The sequence below is a fragment of the Thioalbus denitrificans genome, assembly GCF_003337735.1.
Taxonomy (GTDB): Bacteria; Pseudomonadota; Gammaproteobacteria; order DSM-26407; family DSM-26407; genus Thioalbus; species Thioalbus denitrificans.
On sequence record NZ_QPJY01000001.1, the window covers coordinates 938,148 to 958,330 of the forward strand.

18 protein-coding genes are annotated in these 20,183 nt (G+C 70.5%); 12 read left to right on the forward strand and 6 right to left on the reverse strand.

Features of this window, described 5'->3' with window-relative positions:
- The first annotated feature begins 52 nt into the window (after window positions 1-52).
- Entirely contained in the window at window positions 53-1,948 is a 1,896-nt protein-coding gene (locus DFQ59_RS04445; protein ID WP_114278421.1) for an ATP-binding cassette domain-containing protein, read from the forward strand.
- 274 nt (window positions 1,949-2,222) lie between these two features.
- Window positions 2,223-3,251 (forward strand): cytochrome-c peroxidase, encoded by a 1,029-nt coding sequence (locus tag DFQ59_RS04450; protein WP_114278422.1) that lies wholly within the window; start codon window positions 2,223-2,225, stop codon window positions 3,249-3,251.
- Between the two features lie 87 nt (window positions 3,252-3,338).
- Here DFQ59_RS04450 and DFQ59_RS04455 read toward each other — a convergent pair whose 3' ends face one another.
- On the reverse strand, window positions 3,339-3,944 hold the full coding sequence (locus DFQ59_RS04455) for a peroxiredoxin (protein ID WP_114278423.1): 606 nt from the start codon (window positions 3,942-3,944) through the stop codon (window positions 3,339-3,341).
- A 249-nt stretch (window positions 3,945-4,193) separates the two neighbouring features.
- Here DFQ59_RS04455 and rlmKL point away from each other — a divergent pair, with 249 nt between their 5' ends.
- The gene (gene rlmKL, locus DFQ59_RS04460) at window positions 4,194-6,389 is read left to right on the forward strand and encodes a bifunctional 23S rRNA (guanine(2069)-N(7))-methyltransferase RlmK/23S rRNA (guanine(2445)-N(2))-methyltransferase RlmL (RefSeq protein ID WP_114278424.1); all 2,196 of its coding nucleotides are present in this window, start codon (window positions 4,194-4,196) and stop codon (window positions 6,387-6,389) included.
- Window positions 6,390-6,512: 123 nt separating this feature from the next.
- Window positions 6,513-6,716 (forward strand): SlyX family protein, encoded by a 204-nt coding sequence (locus tag DFQ59_RS04465; RefSeq protein WP_114278425.1) that lies wholly within the window; start codon window positions 6,513-6,515, stop codon window positions 6,714-6,716.
- 76 nt (window positions 6,717-6,792) lie between these two features.
- On the opposite strand, the gene DFQ59_RS04470 is transcribed toward DFQ59_RS04465, so the two are convergent.
- Entirely contained in the window at window positions 6,793-7,692 is a 900-nt protein-coding gene (locus DFQ59_RS04470; protein ID WP_114278426.1) for a LysR family transcriptional regulator, read from the reverse strand.
- Between the two features lie 131 nt (window positions 7,693-7,823).
- On the opposite strand from DFQ59_RS04470, the gene DFQ59_RS04475 reads away from it, so the two are divergent.
- From DFQ59_RS04475 to DFQ59_RS04485, 3 genes are read left to right on the forward strand one after another with little or no spacing between them, the layout of a single operon-like run.
- On the forward strand, window positions 7,824-8,411 hold the full coding sequence (locus DFQ59_RS04475; RefSeq protein ID WP_114278427.1) for a flavodoxin family protein: 588 nt from the start codon (window positions 7,824-7,826) through the stop codon (window positions 8,409-8,411).
- A gap of 45 nt (window positions 8,412-8,456) precedes the next feature.
- A complete protein-coding gene (locus DFQ59_RS04480; RefSeq protein ID WP_170142029.1) occupies window positions 8,457-8,840 on the forward strand; it encodes a DoxX family protein in 384 nt (127 codons plus the stop codon).
- A 46-nt stretch (window positions 8,841-8,886) separates the two neighbouring features.
- Window positions 8,887-9,858 (forward strand): glutathione S-transferase family protein, encoded by a 972-nt coding sequence (locus tag DFQ59_RS04485; protein WP_114278429.1) that lies wholly within the window; start codon window positions 8,887-8,889, stop codon window positions 9,856-9,858.
- Window positions 9,859-9,951: 93 nt separating this feature from the next.
- On the opposite strand, the gene DFQ59_RS04490 is transcribed toward DFQ59_RS04485, so the two are convergent.
- The 3 genes from DFQ59_RS04490 to recQ form a co-directional block, all read right to left on the reverse strand.
- Window positions 9,952-10,272: a c-type cytochrome gene (locus DFQ59_RS04490; protein ID WP_114278430.1), complete on the reverse strand. Its 321-nt coding sequence runs from the start codon at window positions 10,270-10,272 to the stop codon at window positions 9,952-9,954.
- A 223-nt stretch (window positions 10,273-10,495) separates the two neighbouring features.
- Complete coding sequence (locus DFQ59_RS04495; protein ID WP_114278431.1) at window positions 10,496-10,873, reverse strand: hypothetical protein; 378 nt, start codon at window positions 10,871-10,873, stop codon at window positions 10,496-10,498.
- Window positions 10,874-10,975: 102 nt separating this feature from the next.
- Entirely contained in the window at window positions 10,976-13,099 is a 2,124-nt protein-coding gene (gene recQ, locus DFQ59_RS04500) for a DNA helicase RecQ (RefSeq protein ID WP_114278432.1), read from the reverse strand.
- Window positions 13,100-13,233: 134 nt separating this feature from the next.
- On the opposite strand from recQ, the gene DFQ59_RS04505 reads away from it, so the two are divergent.
- Complete coding sequence (locus tag DFQ59_RS04505) at window positions 13,234-14,541, forward strand: MFS transporter (RefSeq protein WP_114278433.1); 1,308 nt, start codon at window positions 13,234-13,236, stop codon at window positions 14,539-14,541.
- Window positions 14,542-14,804: 263 nt separating this feature from the next.
- On the opposite strand, the gene DFQ59_RS04510 is transcribed toward DFQ59_RS04505, so the two are convergent.
- Window positions 14,805-15,623, reverse strand: a complete 819-nt coding sequence (locus DFQ59_RS04510; protein ID WP_114278434.1) for an esterase/lipase family protein — start codon at window positions 15,621-15,623, stop codon at window positions 14,805-14,807.
- Between the two features lie 107 nt (window positions 15,624-15,730).
- On the opposite strand from DFQ59_RS04510, the gene gshA reads away from it, so the two are divergent.
- The 4 genes from gshA to DFQ59_RS04530 all read left to right on the forward strand — a co-directional run bounded on the left by gshA (window position 15,731) and on the right by DFQ59_RS04530 (window position 19,977).
- Complete coding sequence (gene gshA / locus DFQ59_RS04515) at window positions 15,731-17,335, forward strand: glutamate--cysteine ligase (RefSeq protein WP_114278435.1); 1,605 nt, start codon at window positions 15,731-15,733, stop codon at window positions 17,333-17,335.
- Window positions 17,336-17,405: 70 nt separating this feature from the next.
- Complete coding sequence (locus DFQ59_RS04520) at window positions 17,406-17,966, forward strand: hypothetical protein (RefSeq protein WP_114278436.1); 561 nt, start codon at window positions 17,406-17,408, stop codon at window positions 17,964-17,966.
- 24 nt (window positions 17,967-17,990) lie between these two features.
- Complete coding sequence (locus tag DFQ59_RS04525; RefSeq protein WP_114278437.1) at window positions 17,991-19,274, forward strand: adenosylhomocysteinase; 1,284 nt, start codon at window positions 17,991-17,993, stop codon at window positions 19,272-19,274.
- Window positions 19,275-19,284: 10 nt separating this feature from the next.
- Window positions 19,285-19,977: a protein-L-isoaspartate(D-aspartate) O-methyltransferase gene (locus tag DFQ59_RS04530; RefSeq protein WP_211314773.1), complete on the forward strand. Its 693-nt coding sequence runs from the start codon at window positions 19,285-19,287 to the stop codon at window positions 19,975-19,977.
- Window positions 19,978-20,183: the final 206 nt, after the last annotated feature.

Consider the following 20,183-nt stretch of genomic DNA (forward strand, 5'->3'; position numbering starts at 1 on the left):
ATGCGCTCCCCATCACGGGAACTGGACGAATGGAACGAGGAACGGTGGAACCATGGCGCTGATTCAGTTGCGCGGCGTGACCCTGGGCTACGGCGGCCCGCCCCTGCTGGAGGGCGTCGAGCTGGCCATCGACCCGGGCGAGCGGGTCTGCCTGGTGGGCCGCAACGGCAGCGGCAAGACCACGCTGCTGCGGGTGCTGGCGGGGGAGCTGGAGCCGGACGCCGGCGAGATGGTGCGGCGCCAGGGGCTGCGCGTCGCGCGGCTGGGCCAGGATGTGCCGGAGGCGGTCGAGGGCACGGTCTTCGACGTGGTGGCGGCGGGTCTCGGGGGGCTGGGAGAGCTGGTGCAGCGCTACCACCGCCTCAGCCATCGCCTGGCCGAGGAGGGCGGCGAGGCGCTGCTCGAAACCCTCGCCCGCGTCCAGCACGACCTCGAGGCCGCCGGCGGCTGGACTCTCACCCAGCGGGTGGAGACAGTCCTGTCGCGGCTGGCGCTGGACGCGGAGGCCGACTTCCCCGGCCTCTCCGGCGGGCTGAAGCGCCGGGTGATGCTGGCCCGCGCGCTGGTCTCGGAGCCCGATCTGCTGCTGCTCGACGAGCCCACCAACCACCTGGATATCGACGCCATCGCCTGGCTGGAGGAGTTCCTGCTCGGCTTCTCCGGCACCCTGCTGTTCATCACCCACGATCGGGCCTTCCTGGGGCGGCTCGCGACCCGCATCGTGGAACTGGACCGCGGCCGGATCACCAGCTGGCCGGGCAGCTTCGATGCCTATCAGCGCGGCAAGCAGGCGGCGCTGGATGCCGAGGCCCAGGAGCAGGCCCGGTTCGACAAGCGGCTGGCCCAGGAGGAGGCCTGGATCCGGCAGGGCATCAAGGCCCGCCGCACCCGCAACGAGGGGCGGGTGCGGGCCCTGGAGCAGATGCGGCGCGAGCGTCTCGCCCGGCGCGAGCAGCAGGGCCGGGTCCGGCTGCAGGTCCAGGATGGGGAGCGCTCCGGGCGGCTGGTAGTGGAGGCCGAGGCGGTGGAGTTCGGCTACGACGAGCGCCCGATCATCCGCGAGCTGACCACCACCATCCTGCGCGGCGACAAGGTGGGCATCATCGGCCCCAACGGCGCCGGCAAGACCACGCTGCTGCGGCTGCTGCTGGGGGACCTGGCGCCGCGCGGCGGCCGCATCCGCCATGGCACCAGGCTGGAGGTGGCCTACTTCGACCAGCTCCGGGCGCGGCTCGACGGCGAGCGCACGGTGATGGACAACCTCGAGCACGGCAGCGACCAGGTGACCGTCAACGGCCAGGCCCGCCACGTGCTCAGCTACCTGCAGGAGTTCCTGTTCACGCCCGATCGGGCCCGCACGCCGGTCAAGGCGCTCTCCGGCGGGGAGCGCAGCCGGCTGCTGCTGGCGCGGCTGTTCCTGCGCCCCGCCAACCTGCTGGTGCTGGACGAGCCCACCAACGATCTCGACATGGAGACCCTGGAGCTGCTGGAGTCCCGGCTGGTGGAGTATCCCGGTACCGTGCTGCTGGTGAGCCATGACCGGGCCTTTCTCGACCACGTGGTGACCAGCACCCTGGTGCTGGAGGGGCAGGGTCGCGTGGGCGAGTACGTCGGCGGCTACAGCGACTGGCTGCGCCAGCGTCCGGCCCCGGCGGTGGCCGCGCCGGTCCCGGCCCCAGCGCCGGCCCCGGCGCGCGAGAAACCCCGCGGCCGTCCGGCCAAGCTCAGCTACCGGGACCAGCGGGAGCTGGAGGCCCTGCCCGGGCATATCGAGGCGCTGGAGCGCGAGCAGGCGGAGCTGCTGGAGCGGCTCTCCGATCCCGGCTTCTACCAGGGGCCCGCGGAGGATATCGCCGCCGCCACCGCCCGCCTGGAGGTCCTGGAGGCGGAGCTGACCGACGCCTACGGCCGCTGGGAGGCGCTCGAGGCCGCCACCGGCGCCGGCTGATTCCCCCGCGGGGCCGGGTCGGGTCACGGGGCTGTCATCGGCCGTTAAGGTTCGTTTCAGCTGGGTCGCGCTAAGGTCGTGCCACCGGTCGTACCGGGGCGATGCCGCGCTGTTGGGCGGGCCCCGACCGGTTCCACAAGGATGCAGCCGCCGGACAGGAGGTCCACTCCCGCCGTTTGCCCGTTGCCGGTCATCTCCGGCATCCACCTGACTGAATCCCTGCCGGGCGTCTGCACTGGATGGCATGACACGATATGACCAAGGAGCAAGGAAGATGAAGGTTACCCTCACAACCCTGGCCGTGGCGCTCGCCCTGGCCGGCGGCCCCGCCATGGCCGCCCAGTGGCAGGCGCTGCCGGACACCGCGCCGGCCCCCGCCGACAATCCCACCACCGCCGAGAAGGTGGAACTCGGGAAGATGCTCTACTTCGACCCCCGCGTCTCCTCCACCGGCACCGTCTCCTGCTTCTCCTGCCACAACGTGATGGAGGGCGGCGACGACCACCGGCCCACCTCCGTCGGCGTGCATGGACAGCTGGGCGGACGCAACGCGCCGACCGTCTGGAACAGCGCCTTCCACTCCGCCCAGTTCTGGGACGGCCGCGCCGCGACCCTGGAGGACCAGGCCAAGGGTCCGGTGACCAACCCCGTCGAGATGGGTATGAGCGACCTGGACGCCGCGGTGAGCCGGCTTACCCGGATCAAGGGCTACAAGCCCTTCTTCGACGCCGCCTTCGGCCCGGGCGACAACATCAACGCCGACAACATGGCCAAGGCCATCGCCGCCTACGAGCGCACCCAGATCACCCCCGACAGCCCCTATGACCGCTACGTGAAGGGCGACCGGCAGGCACTCAGCGCCCAGCAGGTGCGGGGCATGGAGACCTTCGACAGGATCGGCTGCACCAGCTGCCATTCCGGCGCCAACTTCGACGGCCCGGCACTTCCCGCCGGGCAGCCGTTCCTGATGAAGTTCCCCACCTTCCCCGGCAGCAGCTACGACGCCGAGTACAAGCTCACGGAAGACCCGGGGCGCTACGCCAGCACCGGGAACGATGCCGACAGGCACATGTGGCGGGTGCCCACGCTGCGCAACCTCACCTACACGGCGCCGTACTTCCACAACGGTTCGGTGAAGAGCCTGCCCGAGGCGGTCAAGGTGATGGCCAAGACCCAGCTGAACAAGGATCTCGGCGACGCCGACACGGCGGACATCGTGGCCTTCCTGGAGGGGCTCACCGGCAAGTTCCCGGACCAGACCATGCCGCACCTGCCGCCCACGCCGGGAGACCTGCTGGAGTAACCGGGCAGGTGGTTTTCGCACTGGCATGAAAAAGGCCGGCCGGGGTCACCCCCGGCCGGCCTTTTTGCGCGAGTGCGCCGCGGCCGCCTACAGGGCGTCGGCGTTCTCGGCCAGGTAGTCGGCCACGCCGTCGGGGGTGGCCGTCATGCCCTTGGAGCCCTTCTGCCAGCCGGCGGGGCAGACCTCGCCGTGCTCCTCGACGAACTGCAGGGCGTCGACCATGCGCAGCATCTCGTCCACGTTGCGGCCGAGCGGCAGATCGTTCACCACCTGGTGGCGCACCATGCCCTCCTTGTCGATGAGGAAGGAGCCGCGGAAGGCCACCGCGCCGTCGGGGGTCTCCACGTCGAAGGCCTTGCAGATGCCGTGGGTCATGTCGGCCACCAGGGTGTAGCCCACCGGGCCGATGCCGCCCTGGTTCACCGGGGTGTTGCGCCAGGCGTTGTGGGTGAAGTGGGAGTCGATGGAGACGCCGATCACCTCCACGTTGCGATCCTTGAACTCCTGCAGCCGGTGATCGAAGGCGATGAGCTCCGACGGGCACACGAAGGTGAAGTCCAGGGGATAGAAGAAGACCACGGCGTACTTGCCCTTGGTGGCTTCGGCGAAGTTGTACTTGTCCACGATGCTGCCGTCACCGAGGACGGCGGGGGCGGTGAAATCAGGGGCCTGGCGGCCGACGAGAACTCCCACGTTGATAACCTCCGTTGCATTCGTTGCGGGTGGAACCGGGATTTCCCGGCAATTCCCCGCGGATTCCGTCGGGTGTTGCCGGAAATGTCATTTAGACAGAGTCCAGATTCGGGCGGCATCCTACCCGGTCTCCCATACCGGATCAATGCACTGCACCAAATTGGGGTATATCCTCCCCGTTCGAGGGCGGCCCGGCCCGGTTGCGGTTACAATGCGCCCCTTCCACGTTCCCATCACCCGGCCCGACCCATGCATACTGCTGACCTGGAACTGTTCGCCACCGTGCCCCGGGGCCTGGAGCCCCTGCTGGCGGAGGAACTGCGCGGGCTGGGTGCCGAGGCGGTGCAGCCGGGGCACGCCGGGGTGGGCTTCCGTGGCGGGATCGAACTGGCCTACCGGGTGTGCCTGTGGTCGCGCCTGGCAAGCCGGGTGCTGCTCCTGCTGGGGGCGTTCCCGGCCCCGGACCCCGACCGCCTCTACGCCGGGGTGCGGAAGATCGACTGGTCGGCCCACCTGGATCCGGAGGGGACCCTGGCGGTGGATTTCACCACCGCCGCATCCGCCATCTCCCACAGCCACTTCGCCGCGCTGAAGGTCAAGGACGCCATCGTGGACCAGTTCCGGGCGGTCGCCGGGGTGCGCCCGTCGGTGGATATCGCGCACCCGGATGTGCGCATCAACGGCTACCTGTTCCGTGATCGCCTGCGGCTCAGCCTCGATCTCTCCGGCGAGAGCCTGCATCGGCGCGGCTACCGGGTCAGCGGCCTGCAGGCGCCCCTGAAGGAGAACCTGGCCGCGGCGCTGCTGCTGCTGGCCGGCTGGCCGGAACGGGCCGCGGCGGGGGCGTCCTTTTTCGATCCCATGTGCGGCTCCGGGACCCTGCCCATCGAGGCGGCCCTGATGGCGGCCGACTGCGCCCCGGGCCTCACCCGCGGCTACTTCGGCTTCCTCGGCTGGCGCGGCCATGCGGCCGCGGCCTGGGAGTCGCTGCGGGCGGAGGCGGAAGCGCGCCGCGACGCCGGGCTGGAGCGCCTGCCCTCCATCACCGGCGCCGATGCCGATCCCGCCGCCGTGGCCCAGGCCCTGGAGAACGCCGCCGGCGCCGGCCTGGCCGGGCGCATCGAGTTCCTGCACCGGCCGCTGGCCCGGACCGAACCGCCGCCCGGCGACCCCGGCCTGGTGCTGGTGAACCCGCCCTACGGCGAGCGGCTCGGGGCGGAGGCGGGCCTGGCGCACCTCTACGGCGAGCTGGGGCGGGTGCTGAAGACCCGCTTCGGGGGCTGGCGCGCCGGTGTCTTCACCGGCAATCCCGCGCTGGTCCATCGCCTGCGCCTCGACCCCGAGTCCACCCGTGACCTGAACAACGGCGCCATACCCTGCCGGCTGTTCCTCTACCAGCTGCCGGAACCCGCCGCCGCCGCGCCGCCGCTCCCCCTGCCGCCGCCGGGCCCCCTCACGCCGGGAGCCGAGATGCTGGCCAACCGGCTGCGCAAGAACCTCCGCCACCTGGGGCGCTGGGCGCGGCGGGAAGGGGTGGACTGCTGGCGGCTCTACGACGCCGACCTGCCCGAATATGCCCTGGCCGTGGATCTCTACCACGGGGAGGAGGGGCGCTGGGTGGTGCTGCAGGAGTACGCGCCGCCGCGCACCGTGGACCCGGAGCGGGCGGAGGCGCGCCTGCGCGATGCCCTGGCGGTGATTCCCCAGGTGCTGGAGCTGCCCCCGGAGCGGCTGTTTCTCAAGCGGCGGCAGCGGCAGAAGGGGGCGGCCCAGTACGAGAAGCAGGCCGACAGCGGCGAGTTCATCGCCGTCCGGGAAGGACCCGCGCGGCTGCTGGTCAACTTCCGCGACTACCTCGATACCGGCCTGTTTCTCGATCACCGCATCACCCGGGCCCGGCTGCGGGAGCTGGCGGCCGGCCGCCGTTTCCTCAACCTGTTCGCCTATACGGGCGCGGCCACGGTTCATGCGGCGCTGGGCGGGGCCACGGCCACCACCACCGTCGATCTCTCCAACACCTACCTGGACTGGGCCCGGCGCAACCTGGAACTGAACGGCTTCACGGGCGGCGGGCACGAGTTCATCCAGGCCGACTGCCTGGAATGGCTGGCGCGGGAGGCGGGCTATCCGCCGGGACGGCGGCGCCGCTACGGGCTCATCTTCCTCGATCCGCCCACCTTCTCCACCTCCAAGCGCATGGAGGGAACCTTCGACGTGCAGCGCGACCATGTCGGCCTCATCCGCCAGGCGGCGGCGCTGCTGGAGCCCGACGGCGTGCTGATCTTCTCCAACAACTTCCGCCGCTTCCGTCTCGACGAGCCGGCGCTGGCGGGTCTGGCGGCGACCGATATCAGCGCCGCCACCATCCCCGAGGACTTCGCCCGCAACCCCCGCATCCACTGCTGCTGGGAGATACGGCGCGAGTCGGTGACCAGTGACCAGTGACCAGTGACCAGTGACCCGCGCGCCCACGCACCCACGCACCCACGCACCCACGCACCCACGCACCCACGCACTCACGCATTCACGCATTCACGCATTCACGCATTCACGCATTCACGCAAACCCATGGAAAACCGAATCGTCGACATCGAGTCCCGCCTGGCGTTCCAGGAGGACACCCTGGACCAGCTCAATGCCGTGGTCGCGGAGCAGGAGCAGCGTATCGGCCATCTTGAGCGGCAGCTGCAGGAGGCCCTGCGGCTGCTGCGGGCCCTGACCCCGCCGGAGGTGGCGAGCCAGGCCGAGGAGACGCCGCCGCCCCACTACTGACCCGCGGTTCCCGCCATCCTGCCGGCGCGGACGAAAGGGTGCCCGCGCGACAACCGGCGGCCGGGGGGAATCCGGGTCAAGGGGCATCCGTGGCGGCACAGGCCGCCCGCAGGCAGTCCGCCAGCTCCAGGGTGGCCGGGCCCGGCCGGTCGGGGTGGCCGGGAATCAGGTAGAGGGGGCTCCTGTAGACCGCGCCCTGGCGCAGGGGCAGGGGCAGCAGGTCGCCGCCGCCCAGCAGGGCTGCCACCTGGTGCCGGGGCAGCCAGCCGAACCCCAGCCCGTTGCGCACGGCGCTGAGGGCCGTGTCGAAGTGGGTCACCGTCCAGCGGAGCTCCGGCCCCAGCCAGCCGACGTCGCGGGGTTGGCGCTGGCCGGAGTCGCGGATCACCACCTGGAGCTCGCGCTTGAGGTCCGTCTGGGTCAGGGGGCGACCGAGAAGGTGCAGGGGGTGATCGGGGTGGGCCACGGCCACGAACTCGATCTCCAGCAGGGTATCCCCCAGGAATCCCGGCGGCACCCTCGAGCCGATCGCCAGGTCGGCCAGGCCCTCCTGCAGCGCCTCGTCGGCGCCGGACAGGATCACCTCCTCCAGCCGGACATGACTGCCGCGGCTGCGCGGCGCGAAGGCCCGCAGTCCACGCATCAGCACATCGCCGGGAAAGGCGGCATCCACCACCAGGCGGATCTCGGGCTCCCAGCCCGCCTCGACGTTGTGGGCCAGCTGCTCCAGGCGCGCGGCCTCGTCCACCAGTGCCCGGGCCCGTTCCAGCAGCAGGGTGCCGGCCGGGGTGATCCGCGACCGGCGTCCCTCCGTCACCAGCAGCTGCATCCCCAGCTGTTCCTGCAGCTTGGCGACGGTGTAGCTGATGGAGGACTGGCTGCGGTGCAGCCGCTCGGCGGCCTGGGCGAATCCTCCGTGATCGACGACGGCGGCGAGGGTCCGCCACTGGTCCAGGGTGACTTTGGGTGATGGCATGGCTTACATATCTAAAAACTAGATTATAAATCACAAAAATATGCGCTTTTATATCGAAAAAATATAGTCAGAATAGCTTCTGTCCCACTTTTTCCGACTTCGTGAATCAACATTAGGACAGGAGGTGTTCCATGACCAAGGTCGCAGTGGTGTATCACAGTGGTTACGGCCATACCGCCCGCCAGGCGCGGTCCGTCGTGGCGGGCGCCGCGGGTGTCCCGGGTGTGGAGGCGGTGCCGGTGCCGGTGGAAGAGGCGGAAGCCCGCTGGGGGGAGCTGGAGGCCGCCGATGCCATCATCTTCGGCTCGCCCACCTACATGGGCTCCGTTTCCGCCCCCTTCAAGCAGTTCATGGACCAGAGCTCGAAGACCTGGTCACGGCAGGGCTGGAAGGACAAGCTGGCCGCCGGTTTCACCAACTCCGCCTCCTGGTCGGGAGACAAGCTCAACACCCTGATCCAGATGGCGGTGTTCGCCGGCCAGCACGGCATGATCTGGGTTCCCCTCGGCCTGCCGCCCGGCAACAACACCAGTACCGCCCGGTCCACCGATCTCAACCGCGTCGGGAGCTACCTGGGGGCCATGGCCCAGTCCAACGCCGACCAGGATGCCGATGCCGTTCCGCCCCCGGCCGACCTGGAGACGGCCCGGGAGCTCGGTCGCCGGGTGGGTGAAATGGCGGTGACCTTCGCCCGCGGCCGCAACGCCCTAGCGGCCTGAGTCCCACAGCCCCCCGGAGAGGGGATGCCAGACAGGAGAATGACCATGAAAGACCTCACCACCCTCGCCGGCCGCGTGCTGCTGGCCCATATCTTCCTGCTTGCCGGGATTACCAAGATCACCGGATATGCCGGCACCCAGGGCTACATGGAGGCCATGGGCGTGCCGGGCATCCTGCTGCCACTGGTGATCCTGCTGGAAGTGGGCGGCGGGCTGGCCCTCATCCTCGGCTGGCAGGCGCGCTGGGCCGCACTGACCCTGGCCCTGTTCAGCCTCGCCGCGGCCGCCATTTTCCACACCAACTTCGCCGACCAGATGCAGGGCATCATGTTCATGAAGAACCTGGCCATTGCCGGCGGCCTGCTGCTGGTGAGCGCCCACGGCCCCGGAGCCTGGAGCCTTGATGCCCGCGCCGGCCGGGCGGGTTGATTGTCTGCGACCACCCGTGCCGTTCACCGAACCGACGGAGTAGCTGATGAGCCTGCTGGTTGACGGAAAGATGCAAGCCGACTGGCTGGATGCCGAGCGGGAAGCGGGTGAGTTCGTGCGCCAGGAGTCGCGCTTCCGCAACTGGGTGACCCGGGACGGGTCACCCGGCCCCTCGGGGCAGGGCGGGTTCAGGGCCGAGCCCGGCCGCTATCACCTGTACGTGTCGCTGGCCTGTCCCTGGGCCCACCGTACCCTCATCTTCCGCCGCCTCAAGGGGTTGGAGAAGGCGGTGGGCGTCTCGGTGGTGCATCCCTGGATGGGGCCCGAGGGCTGGGCCTTCAGCGCCTATCCCGGCGCCACGCCGGATGCGATCAATGGCACGGGTCACCTGCACGAGATCTATACCCGGGCCGATCCGGGCTACAGCGGGATCGTCACCGTGCCCGTATTGTGGGACACGCAGCGGGAGACCATCGTCAACAACGAGTCGTCCGAAATCATCCGCATGCTCAACGCCGCCTTCGACGCCTGCGGCGCCAGCGGGCCGGATTTCTATCCGGAGCCGCTGCGCCCGGCCATCGACGCGGTCAACGAGCGGGTCTACGCGGAGGTGAACAACGGCGTCTACCGGGCCGGTTTCGCCGCCACCCAGTCGGCCCATGAGCGGGCGGTGAAACGCCTGTTCGAGGCGCTCGACTGGCTGGAGGCGCGCCTCGCCCGCCAGCGCTACCTCGTGGGAGCGACGCTCACGGAGGCCGACTGGCGCCTGTTCACCACCCTGGTGCGTTTCGATGCGGTCTACCACACCCACTTCAAGTGCAATGTGCGCCGGCTGGTGGACTACCCGAACCTGTGGGACTGGACCCGCGAGTTGTACCAGGTGCCCGGAGTGGCGGAGACGGTGAACATGGATCACATCAAGCGCCACTATTACACCAGCCATCCGGAGCTCAATCCGCGCGGCCTGATCCCGGTGGGTCCGGAGCTCGATTTCACCGCTCCGGCGGGGCGCGGCTGAGCCGGGCGCCGACAGGCGCGGGAGGAGGCGGGAGGGACCTGTGCGGGGGAGGGGCCGGCGTGGGGACGCCGGCCGTTTTCATACGCCCCGGCGTTACTGGGCGCCGGCCAGGTAGCCGGCGATGGCGGCCATCTCCTCGTCGCTGACGTTGGCGACGGTGGGTTTCATGGCGGCGGTCATGCCGTTGGCCCGCGCGCCGCTCTTGATGTCCTTCATCTGGTTGAGCAGGTACTGCTCGTTCTGGCCTTTCAGCTTCGGGTAGATGGGCATGATGGGCGCGCCCCCGGCTTCGCCGTGGCAGGCGGCACAGCCCTTGGAGGTGTAGAGTGCCTGGCCGTCGGCGGCGACGGCGGTGCCGGCCACCGCGGTGGCGAGCGCGGCGCAGAGGCCGAGCAGGGTCATTTTCCTGTGCATGGTGAATCTCCTTGTCGAGGGTTGTTTCCCGGTTCCGACGCCGCCGTCAGGGCGGCGCCGCGGTTTTTCCTATCACAGGCGGCGTCAAGGCAACGCAAAGGTTCCCATCCCCTTGCTGGGGGATCTGCGGATCGACGGGAGTGGATTTGCCCCGCCCCGGGGTGTCGGTGAGCGGGTAGCCCGGGACCGGGGCGGGGCGATGAGTGCGGTCGGAACCGACCGGCTACCAGCAGCGCCCCTTCTTCGCCTGTCCGGGGGGGCAGAACCGGCCGTGATGGGGGTGGCGGTGACGATACCGGTAGGCGTCGTCGTAGTAGTAGCGATCGCGGTAGTAGCGATCCCCGTCATAGCGGTAGTAGGGGTAGGTGCGGTAGCGCCGCGGCTCGCGGTAGCCGTCGGTGGCGATGGCCGTGCCGGCCGCCGCCCCCAGTCCGCCGCCGACGATGGCGCCGGTGCGGCCGTCGATCTCCGCGCCCAGGTAGGCGCCCAGGGCGCCGCCCACGGCGCCGCCCACCGCGGCGCGTCCGCTGTAGTCGTCCGCAAAGGCCGGCGCGGCGGTCAGGGACAGGGTGAGCAGCAGGGTCGTGAGTGTCCGTTTCATGGCTCCATCTCCTCCAGGGGAATCCGATGGGGCCAGATTGCGCCAGCCGGGCTGAACGCCGGCTGAACGGAACCACGGTGGTGACGGGAGCCGAAGCCGGCTTCAGCCCGTCTGGGCGAGCCCCGCCAGGACGCAGCGCAGGATACCGTAGGGGTAGTCGCCGTCGAGGGCGTCGTAGGTCTCCCGCAGTCGGGCGCTGTCGGGGGCCCCGTGGGCCAGCAGGGTGTCCTGCACCATCGCCATCTCCGGCGGTTCCAGCGCCACCACCTCATCCAGGGCCACCTCGCCCGCGGCGATGGCCGCGGCCAGGTGGGCGTAGACGGTGTCCGGACGCAGGCCGCGGCGGGTGGCGATGGCATCCACGTCGAAGCCGAGCCGGAACAGGGAGAGGGTCTCCGCGGCGGCATCGGCGCGATTCTCGTCGCCATCCTCGTGGACGCGGATGACCTCCAGGAACGCATCGCCGTAGCGTTCGAGCTTGCGCGCCCCGACCCCCGTCACCTGGGCCAGCTGGGCGCCGGTGCGGGGGCGGCGCTCCAGCATCTCCATCAGGGTGGCGTCGTGGAAGATGACATAGGGGGGCACGCCCTCCTCCTCGGCCAGCTGTCGTCGGCAGGCCCGCAGCGCCTCCCACAGCCGTTCGCTCTCGGCGTCCACGAACCGCGGGCCGCGGCGTGCCGCGCTCTTGCGGCTCTGGCGCTCTGGATCGCGGCGCAGCTCCAGGTTCTCATCGCCGCGCAGCAGCGGCCGGCAGGCCTCGGTGAGGCGCAGCCCGCCGTAACCCTCCGGGTCCACCGCCAGCAGCCCGCGCGCCACCAGCTGGCGGAACACGGAGCGCCACTGGGTGGCGGAGAGCGCGCGGCCGATGCCGAAGGTGGAGAGGCGCTGGTGGCCGAATTCCCGCACCCGCTCGTTGTCCTTGCCGGTGAGGATGTCCACCAGGTGGCTGACGCCGAAGCGCTGGCCGCTGCGGTAGACGCAGGAGAGGGCCATGCGCGCCGCCTCGGTGGCGTCCCAGGTGGCCACCGGCTCCAGGCAGGTGTCGCAGTTGCCGCAGGGCTCGGCGAGGGTTTCGCCGAAGTAGCGCAGCAGCGCCTGGCGGCGGCAGGTGGTGAGCTCGCACAGCCCCAGCATCGCCTCCAGCCGCTGGCGCTCGATGCGCTTGTGGAAGTCGTCGGCCTCGGAGGAGGCCAGGATCTGGCGCAGGGTGATGACATCCTGCAGGCCGTAGGCCATCCAGGCGTCGGCGGGTAGCCCGTCGCGGCCGGCGCGGCCGGTCTCCTGGTAGTAGGCCTCCACGCTGCGGGGCAGGTCCAGGTGGGCGACGAAGCGCACGTTGGGCTTGTCGATGCCCATCCCGAAGGCGATGGTGGCCACCATCACCACCCCCTCCTCGTTGATGAAGCGCGCCTGGTGGGCGGCGCGGGTCTCGGCCGGGAGGCCGGCGTGGTAGGGCAGGGCGTCCCGGCCCTGCTCGCGCAGCCAGGCGGCGGTCTCCTCCACCCGCTTGCGGGAGAGGCAGTAGACGATGCCCGCATCGCCCCGGTGCTCGGCCTCCAGGAAGCGCAGCAGCTGATCCCGGGCGTTGCGCTTCTGCACGATGCGGTAGCGGATGTTGGGGCGGTCGAAGCCGCTGATGAACAGGCGCGCCTCCGCCAGGCCCAGCCGCTCGATGATGTCGCGGCGGGTGGGCTCGTCGGCGGTGGCGGTCAGGGCGATGCGCGGCACCGCGGGGAAGCGCTCGTGGAGCACCGAGAGCTGCAGGTACTCGGGGCGGAAGTCGTGTCCCCACTGGGAGACGCAGTGGGCCTCGTCGATGGCGAACAGCGCGATCTCCACCCGCCCCAGCAGCTCCTGGAAGCGCGGCGTCATCAGCCGTTCCGGAGCCACGTAGAGCAGGTCCAGCTCTCCGGCCAGGAAGCGCTCCTCCAGCGCCCGGGCCGCGGCGGCGGGCAGGCTGGAGTTGAGCGCCGCGGCGTTCACCCCGTTCTGGACCAGCGCCGCCACCTGGTCCTGCATCAGGGCGATGAGGGGCGAGACCACGATGGCGGTGCCCGGGCGCAGCAGCGCCGGGACCTGGTAGCAGAGTGACTTGCCGCCGCCGGTGGGCATCAGCACCAGGGCGTCGCCGCCGGCGGCGAGGGTGTCGATGATCTCGGCCTGCAGGCCGCGGAAGGCGGGATAGCCGAAAGTGGTGCGGAGGATCTCCAGTGCGTCCGTGGTCATGGGGTCGAATTCTGCACCACCGGCGCCGCGAAGAACACCGCCGGGCGGCTTCCGCGACCGGGCCGCCGGGCGGTGGGGGTGCAATGACGGTCCGGGTCTGCGATCCTTGGGTGCACGCTCGGGGAGCCCACCACGTGATCACGGTCGTCACCTCCATCTCGTCGCTGCTGCTCGGAATCGGCACCCTGCTCGTGGGGGTGGGGTTTCTCGGCACCCTGCTGGGCGTGCGCGCCGGGATCGAGGGTTTCTCCGAGCAGGTGACCGGGCTGGTGATGTCGGCCTACTTCGCCGGCTACATCCTCGGCACCTGGGCCTGCCCCTCGCTGATCCGCCGGGTGGGCCACATCCGCGCCTTCACCGCCATGGCGGCGGTCGCCTCCGTCTGCGTCACCGCCCATGCGCTGTGGGTCCATCCGCTGGTCTGGGCGGCCCTGCGGGTCATCAGCGGCGCCTGCCTGGTGGGGCTCTACATCGTCATCGAGAGCTGGCTCAATGTGCTGGCCCCGAACCAGAAGCGCGGCAAGATGCTCTCCGTCTACATGATGACCACCCTGCTGGCCATGGCGGGCGGCCAGTACCTGATCCTGGTGGCCGACCCGGCCGCCTTCATGCCCTTCGGGATCATCGCCATGCTGGTCTCCCTGGGGCTGGTTCCCGTGGCCCTGACCCGGGTGCTGCAGCCGCAGCCGGTGGAGACGCCCGCCGTGGTGGGGATCGGCCACCTGTTCCGGGTCTCGCCCCTGGGGGTCGCCGGGGCCTTCGTCACCGGCTTCGTGCTGAGCGCCTTCTGGGGCATGGGCGCGGTGTTCGCCCAGGGCATCGGGCTGGATGCGGCCGGCATCGCCGCCTACATGAGCGCCACCATCCTGGGCGGCGCCTTGTTGCAGTGGCCCGTGGGACACCTGTCCGACCGCTTCGATCGCCGCAGCGTGCTCACCCTGTTCTGTTTCGTGGCGGGGGGGCTGTCCCTGGCCGGCTGGTTCCTGGTGGATGTCTCCACCGTGGCGCTGTTGGTCGCCAGCTTCTTCTATGGTGGCGTCGCCTTCGCCCTCTACTCCCTCAGCGTGGCCCACGTGAACGACCACGTCTCCCATGCGGAGGTGCTGGAGGCCACCCGCGGGCTGCTGCTCATCTATGGGGTGGGCGCGGCGCTGGGTCCGGCGGGGGCGGGGCTGCTGATGGAAATGCTGGGCGCCCGCAGCCTGCTCGCCGCCATCGCGGGGGTGCTGGGGCTGCTGGGGCTGTTCGCCGTCTACCGCATGCGCACCGGCGCGCCCATCCCGGCCGCGGCGCAGGGCGAATTCGTCTCCCTGGTGCGGACCACCCCCGAGGCGGTGGAGTTGCTGCCGGAGGCGGAGGTGGAGCCGGAGCTGGACCTCCCGGCGCCGCCGCCGGAGAGCGCCGTGGAGCCCGAGGCGCTCAGGCCGACCGGGACGGACTGATCGGGGCGGCGGCGCATCTGTTCGCGGGCGGCCCCGGATTTACCGCCAAGGCGCCAGGGACGCCAAGGAGGGAATGTTGCGCGGGGCACGATGGGCAGGGGGCTGTCTGGTGGGCGTTGGCGGAATGCCATGAATTGATTCCGGCCCGCGAGTGCCCCAAGCCTTGATGTTGGTGCGGATGAGTCTGCACCAACAATGTTGATGAACACGGAACACGGAACACGGAACACGGAACACGGAACACGGAACACGGAACACGGATCTCAGGTCCGCCACAGCAGCGCCAGCGCCTCCAGTATCCGCCTGCCGTCCGCGCGCTCCAGGGTATGCAGGCCGTCCACCGTCCAGGTGCGGGCGCGCCCGTGCAGGGCCGGGACCTGGTTCATGTCCTGGCTGCGGGGCGGGACCACCACGTCGCCGATGCCCAGCAGGCCGTCCTGGCGCCGGACGATGGAGACGTAGAGCGCCTCGGGGTGGGGCTGGTGATTGAGCCAGTCGAGGAATCCTCCCGGCCGGGTGCCGGAGAGGTCGTAGTAGAGCCCCTGGGAGCGGTTCAGGGTCTCGCCGCCCACGAACGGGGCGAGCCAGGCCAGCGGCGTCTGCCCGGCCAGCAGGCCCAGCTCCGCCGTGTCGGTGCCCAGGTGGGGGCTGGCGATGGTCACCAGGGCATCGATGCCGGCCTCCGGGTGGCGCACCAGGTAGAGCCGGCCGAGCACGCCTCCGGCGGAGTGGCCGGCCAGGGCCAGGGTCTCGTCCCGGTGCTGCGCGCGCACCCAGGCCAGCAGCGGTTCCAGCGCCTGCAGCTGGGTCAGCAGGGGCGCCTCGGTGGGCAGGCTCACGGTATAGAAGCGCCGGTTGCCCATCCGCTCGCCCCCGGCGATGCGCACGCCGCCCCGGGCGGGGAGCAGATTGCCGCCATCGCGCCAGCCCGCCGCGGCCAGTTCCGCCGTCACCCCGCTCTCGCGCCAGGCGCCGCCGTCCTCCAGGTAGCCGGGCAGCAGGACCAGGGCCTCGGCCCGGACGCCCGGGGCGGCCAGCAGGATCAGGAGGAGCAGCAGTGAGCGGAGCAGGGGCGGGCCCATGGTGGCGTGTCCGAGGCGATGGATAACAACAGCTTAACCCATCCGGCGGCGGATTATTTCCCAGCGTGGCGCTGGGGCATTGGGTCGGGAGGGGCGACGGCGCTATAATGCGCGCCCACGTCCCGAGGAATCATTCCGTCTTGTACGCAACCATCCAACAGCGGCTGGGCCGGCTCACCGGTTCCGGCATCCACGCCCTGCTGAAAGAGAGCCGGATCGGCCTGGAGAAGGAGAGCCTGCGGGTGAACAGCGAGGGCAGCCTCGCGTTGACGCCCCACCCGGTCGCCCTGGGTTCGCCGCTGACCCACCCCTGGATCACCACCGACTACGCCGAGCCGCTGCTGGAGCTGATTACCCCGCCCATGGCCACCTTCGCCGAGGCGCTGGGCTTTCTGCGCGACGTGCAGCGCTTCGTCTATCCGCGCATCGGCGAGGAGATTCTGTGGGCCACCAGCATGCCCTGCGTGGTGCGCGGCGAGTCGAGCATTCCCCTGGCCCGCTACGGCAGCTCCAACGCCGGCACCATGAAGACCGTCTACCGGCGCGGCCTCGGCTACCGCTACGGCCGGGTGATGCAGGTGATCGCGGGCATCCACTTCAACTACTCCTTCGGGCAGGCGTTCTGGGCCGGGCTGCAGGGCCTGGAGGGCGACGGGGTCCCGCTGCGGGAGTTCATCGATACCCGCTACTTCGCCCTGCTGCGCAACCTGCAGCGCCTCGGCTGGCTGGTGCCGTACCTGTTCGGCGCCTCCCCGGCGGTGTGCAAGTCCTTCCTGTGCGGCCAGCCCAACCGGCTCCGGCAGTTCGACCCGGGCACCTACTACGAGCCCTGGGCCACCTCCCTGCGCATGGGGGACATCGGCTACCAGAACAACCAGGAGAACAAGCGCGGCATCAAGGCCAACTACGACAGCCTCGACGCCTACGTGGAGAGCCTGCGCTGCGCCATCGAGACCCCCTGCCCGGAATACGAGGCCATCGGGGTGAAGGTGGACGGCAAGTACCGCCAGCTCAACGGCAACATCCTCCAGATCGAGAACGAGTACTACAGCACCGTGCGTCCCAAGCAGGTGCCCATCGGCAACGAGAAGCCGACCCTCGCCCTGACGCGCCGCGGGGTGGCCTACTTCGAGCTCCGCTCCCTGGACGTGAACGCCTTCGATCCCCTGGGGGTGAACGAGGAGCAGCTCCATTTCCTCGAGGCGCTGACGCTGTTCTGCCTGCTGGCCGACAGCCCCCCCATCGACGCGGTCGAGCGGGAGAACATCGACTGGAACGAGATGACCACCGCCCACCGCGGCCGCGAGCCGGGACTGGAGCTGCGCCGCAACGGGGCCATGGTCAGCCTCAGGGCCTGGGCCGCCGAGGTGACCGGCGCCATGGAAGGGGTCTGCCGGGTGCTGGACGAGGTCAAGGGTCCGGGCTACCTGGAGGCCCTCCGCCTCCAGCAGGCGAAGGTGGAGGACCCGGAGCGGACCCCCTCGGCGCGCATGCTGCGGGAGATGCGGGAGAACGGCGAGACCTTTCACGCCTTCGCCCGGCGCATGTCGCTCAAGCACCAGCGCTATTTCATGGCCCTGCCGGAGGATGCCGATCGCACCCGCGAGTTCACCGGGCTGGCGGCAGGCTCCATCAGCGACCAGCGCGCCGTCGAGGCGGCCGACGACATCGACTTCGACGAGTACCTGCGCCGCTACTTCGCCCAGCACTGACCTCCCCGGCGGCCTTGCCGCCTGCCGTTCCGCGACCCACAATCAGTTCAGGGAACGCGGCGGGCACGGCATGGCCACCATCGACACCCTCTACCACCGGGAAGACGGGTTCTGGCTCATCGAGCTGGAGATCAGCGACGCGCGCCAGCTGTTCAACTCCCTGGATCCGGCGCCGTTCCGGGAGAAGGACCTGGACAGCGAGGCGGAACAGTACATCGTCGGCGCGGCGCGCGAGTTTCACCTCGATGCGCCGCTCAAGCTGGTCATCCACCTGCCCGGGGCGGCGGCGGAGAGCGAAGCGGCCCGCAGCGCTCCCGACGCCTTTCGCCACTATTTCGCCTACCGCGCCGAGGTGAAGGCCCGCGAGCTGCGCAATACCCTGCGCGAGGGGCGCACCGCGCTGGCAATCGGGTTGAGCTTCCTGTTCCTGTGCATCAGCGCCCGGCGCTTCGTGGGGTTCCTGGGCGACGGCACCCTGGCGGGCATCGTCGAGGAGGGTCTGCTCATCAGCGGCTGGGTGGCCATGTGGCGCCCCATCGAGATCTTCCTCTACCTGTGGTGGCCCATCCGCCGCACCCGCCAGGTGCTGCGCAAGCTGAGCCTGGTCCCGGTGGAGATCCGCCCCCGCTGACGGACCAATGACGAGGAGAGGCCCATGGCCGGCAACAGCCCCCGCAGTCCCGTGAACGCCGATATCCGCGACCCGTCCCTCGCCGACGGCGGCCGCGACCGCATCGAGTGGGCCTGGTCGGAGATGCCGGTGCTGCGCCAGCTGCACGACCGCTTCCTGGCCGAGCGGCCGCTGGAGGGGCTGCGGGTGAGCGGCTGCCTGCACATCACCACCGAGACGGCCAACCTGGCCCGCGTGCTGCAGGCGGGCGGGGCGGAGGTGGTGCTCTGCGCCAGCAATCCGCTGAGCACCCAGGACGACGTGGCCGCCGCCCTGGTGCGCGACTTCCGCATCCCCGTGCACGCCATCCGCGGCGAGGACACCGACACCTACTACCGCCACATCGGCGCGGCCCTCGACCATCGTCCCCAGGTGACCTTGGACGACGGCGCCGACCTCGTCTCCGAGCTGCACAAGGGGCGCCCGGAACTGCTCGAGGGGGTCGTCGGCGGGACCGAGGAGACCACCACCGGCGTCGTCCGCCTGCGCGCCATGGCCCGGGAGGGGGCGCTCAGGTATCCCATCGTGGCGGTCAACGACGCGCTGACCAAGCACCTGTTCGACAACCGCTACGGCACCGGCCAGAGCGCGCTCGACGGCGTCATCCGCGCCACCAACATCCTGCTCGCGGGACGCACCTTCACCGTGGTGGGCTACGGCTGGTGCGGGCGCGGCCTGGCCCTGCGCGCCCGCGGCCACGGCGCCCACGTGGTGGTCTGCGAGGTGGATCCCCTGCGGGCCCTGGAGGCGGCCATGGACGGCTACCGGGTGATGCCGCTGCGCCTGGCCGCGGCCCAGTCGGACTTCATGGTCACCGTCACCGGCGACAAGCACGCCATCGACCGTTCCCACTTCGAGGTGATGAAGGACGGCTGCGTGCTCGCCAACGCCGGCCACTTCAACGTGGAGCTCAACCTCGAGGCCCTGGCGGCGATGGCCGTGGAGCGGCACTGCCCGCGCCCCGCGGTGGAGGAGTTCCGCCTCTCCGACGGGCGCCGCATCCGCGTGCTCAGCGAAGGGCGGCTGGTGAACCTGGCCGCGGCCGAGGGCCACCCGGCGGCGGTGATGGACATGAGCTTCTCCAACCAGGCGCTCAGCGTCGCCTGGCTGGCCCGGCGGGGCAGCGATCTCGCCCCCGGGGTGCACCGGGTGCCGGAGGCCATCGACCGCGAGGTGGCCGAGCTCAAGCTCGCGGCCATGGACATGGGCATCGACACCCTCACCGAGGAGCAGCGCGACTACCTCTCCTCCTGGCGCGAGGGGACCTGAGGCCCGCGTCATGACCCCGAACAGCGACTACCGCGTCGAGCGCGAACAGCTGCTGCGCGAGATCGACCGGGAGATGACCGCCACCACCGGCTACACCGGCCGCGACCGGCTTCGCCCGGCGGTGCGCGCCGCCCTGGCCCGGGTGCCGCGCGAGGCCTTCGTGCCCGAGGGGATGGAGGAGCTGGCCTATGCCAACCACCCCCTCTCCATCGGCCACGGCCAGACCATCTCCCAGCCCTACATCGTGGCGCTGATGACCGAGGTGCTCGACCTCGGGCCGGAGGACACCGTCCTCGAGGTGGGCACGGGCTCCGGCTACCAGTGCGCGGTGCTCGCCGAGCTGGCCCGGGAGGTCTACAGCGTGGAGGTCATTCCCGAGCTGGTGGAGGCCGCCCGCGAGCGGTTGGACCGCCTCGGCTACCGCAACATCCGGACCCGCTGCGCCGACGGCGCGCTGGGCTGGCCGGACAAGGCCCCGTTCGATGCCATCATCGTCACCGCCGCCGCCCGCGCCATCCCCCCCGCGCTGGTGGAGCAGCTGGCGCCCGGGGGGCGCATGATCATTCCCGTGGGGGTCTCCTGGCTGGGCCAGGACCTGGTGCTGCTCACCAAGGACGCCGACGGCGGTGTCCACAGCCGCGATCTCCTCGCCGTGGCCTTCGTGCCGCTGGTGACCAGCGACCGGAATCTGGGGGGTGGGTGAAGGGTGAGGTGTGAGGAGGTGAGGCGTTCCGCAGGGCCGGATGCATCCGGCCGGGCAGGGCGTCGGTTCCCGGCGTTGCTGTGCAGATGAATCTGCACCTACGATGCTGATGAACACGGAACACGGAACACGGAACACGGAACACGGAACACGGAACACGGAACACGGAACACGGAACACGGAACACGGAACACGGAACACGGAAC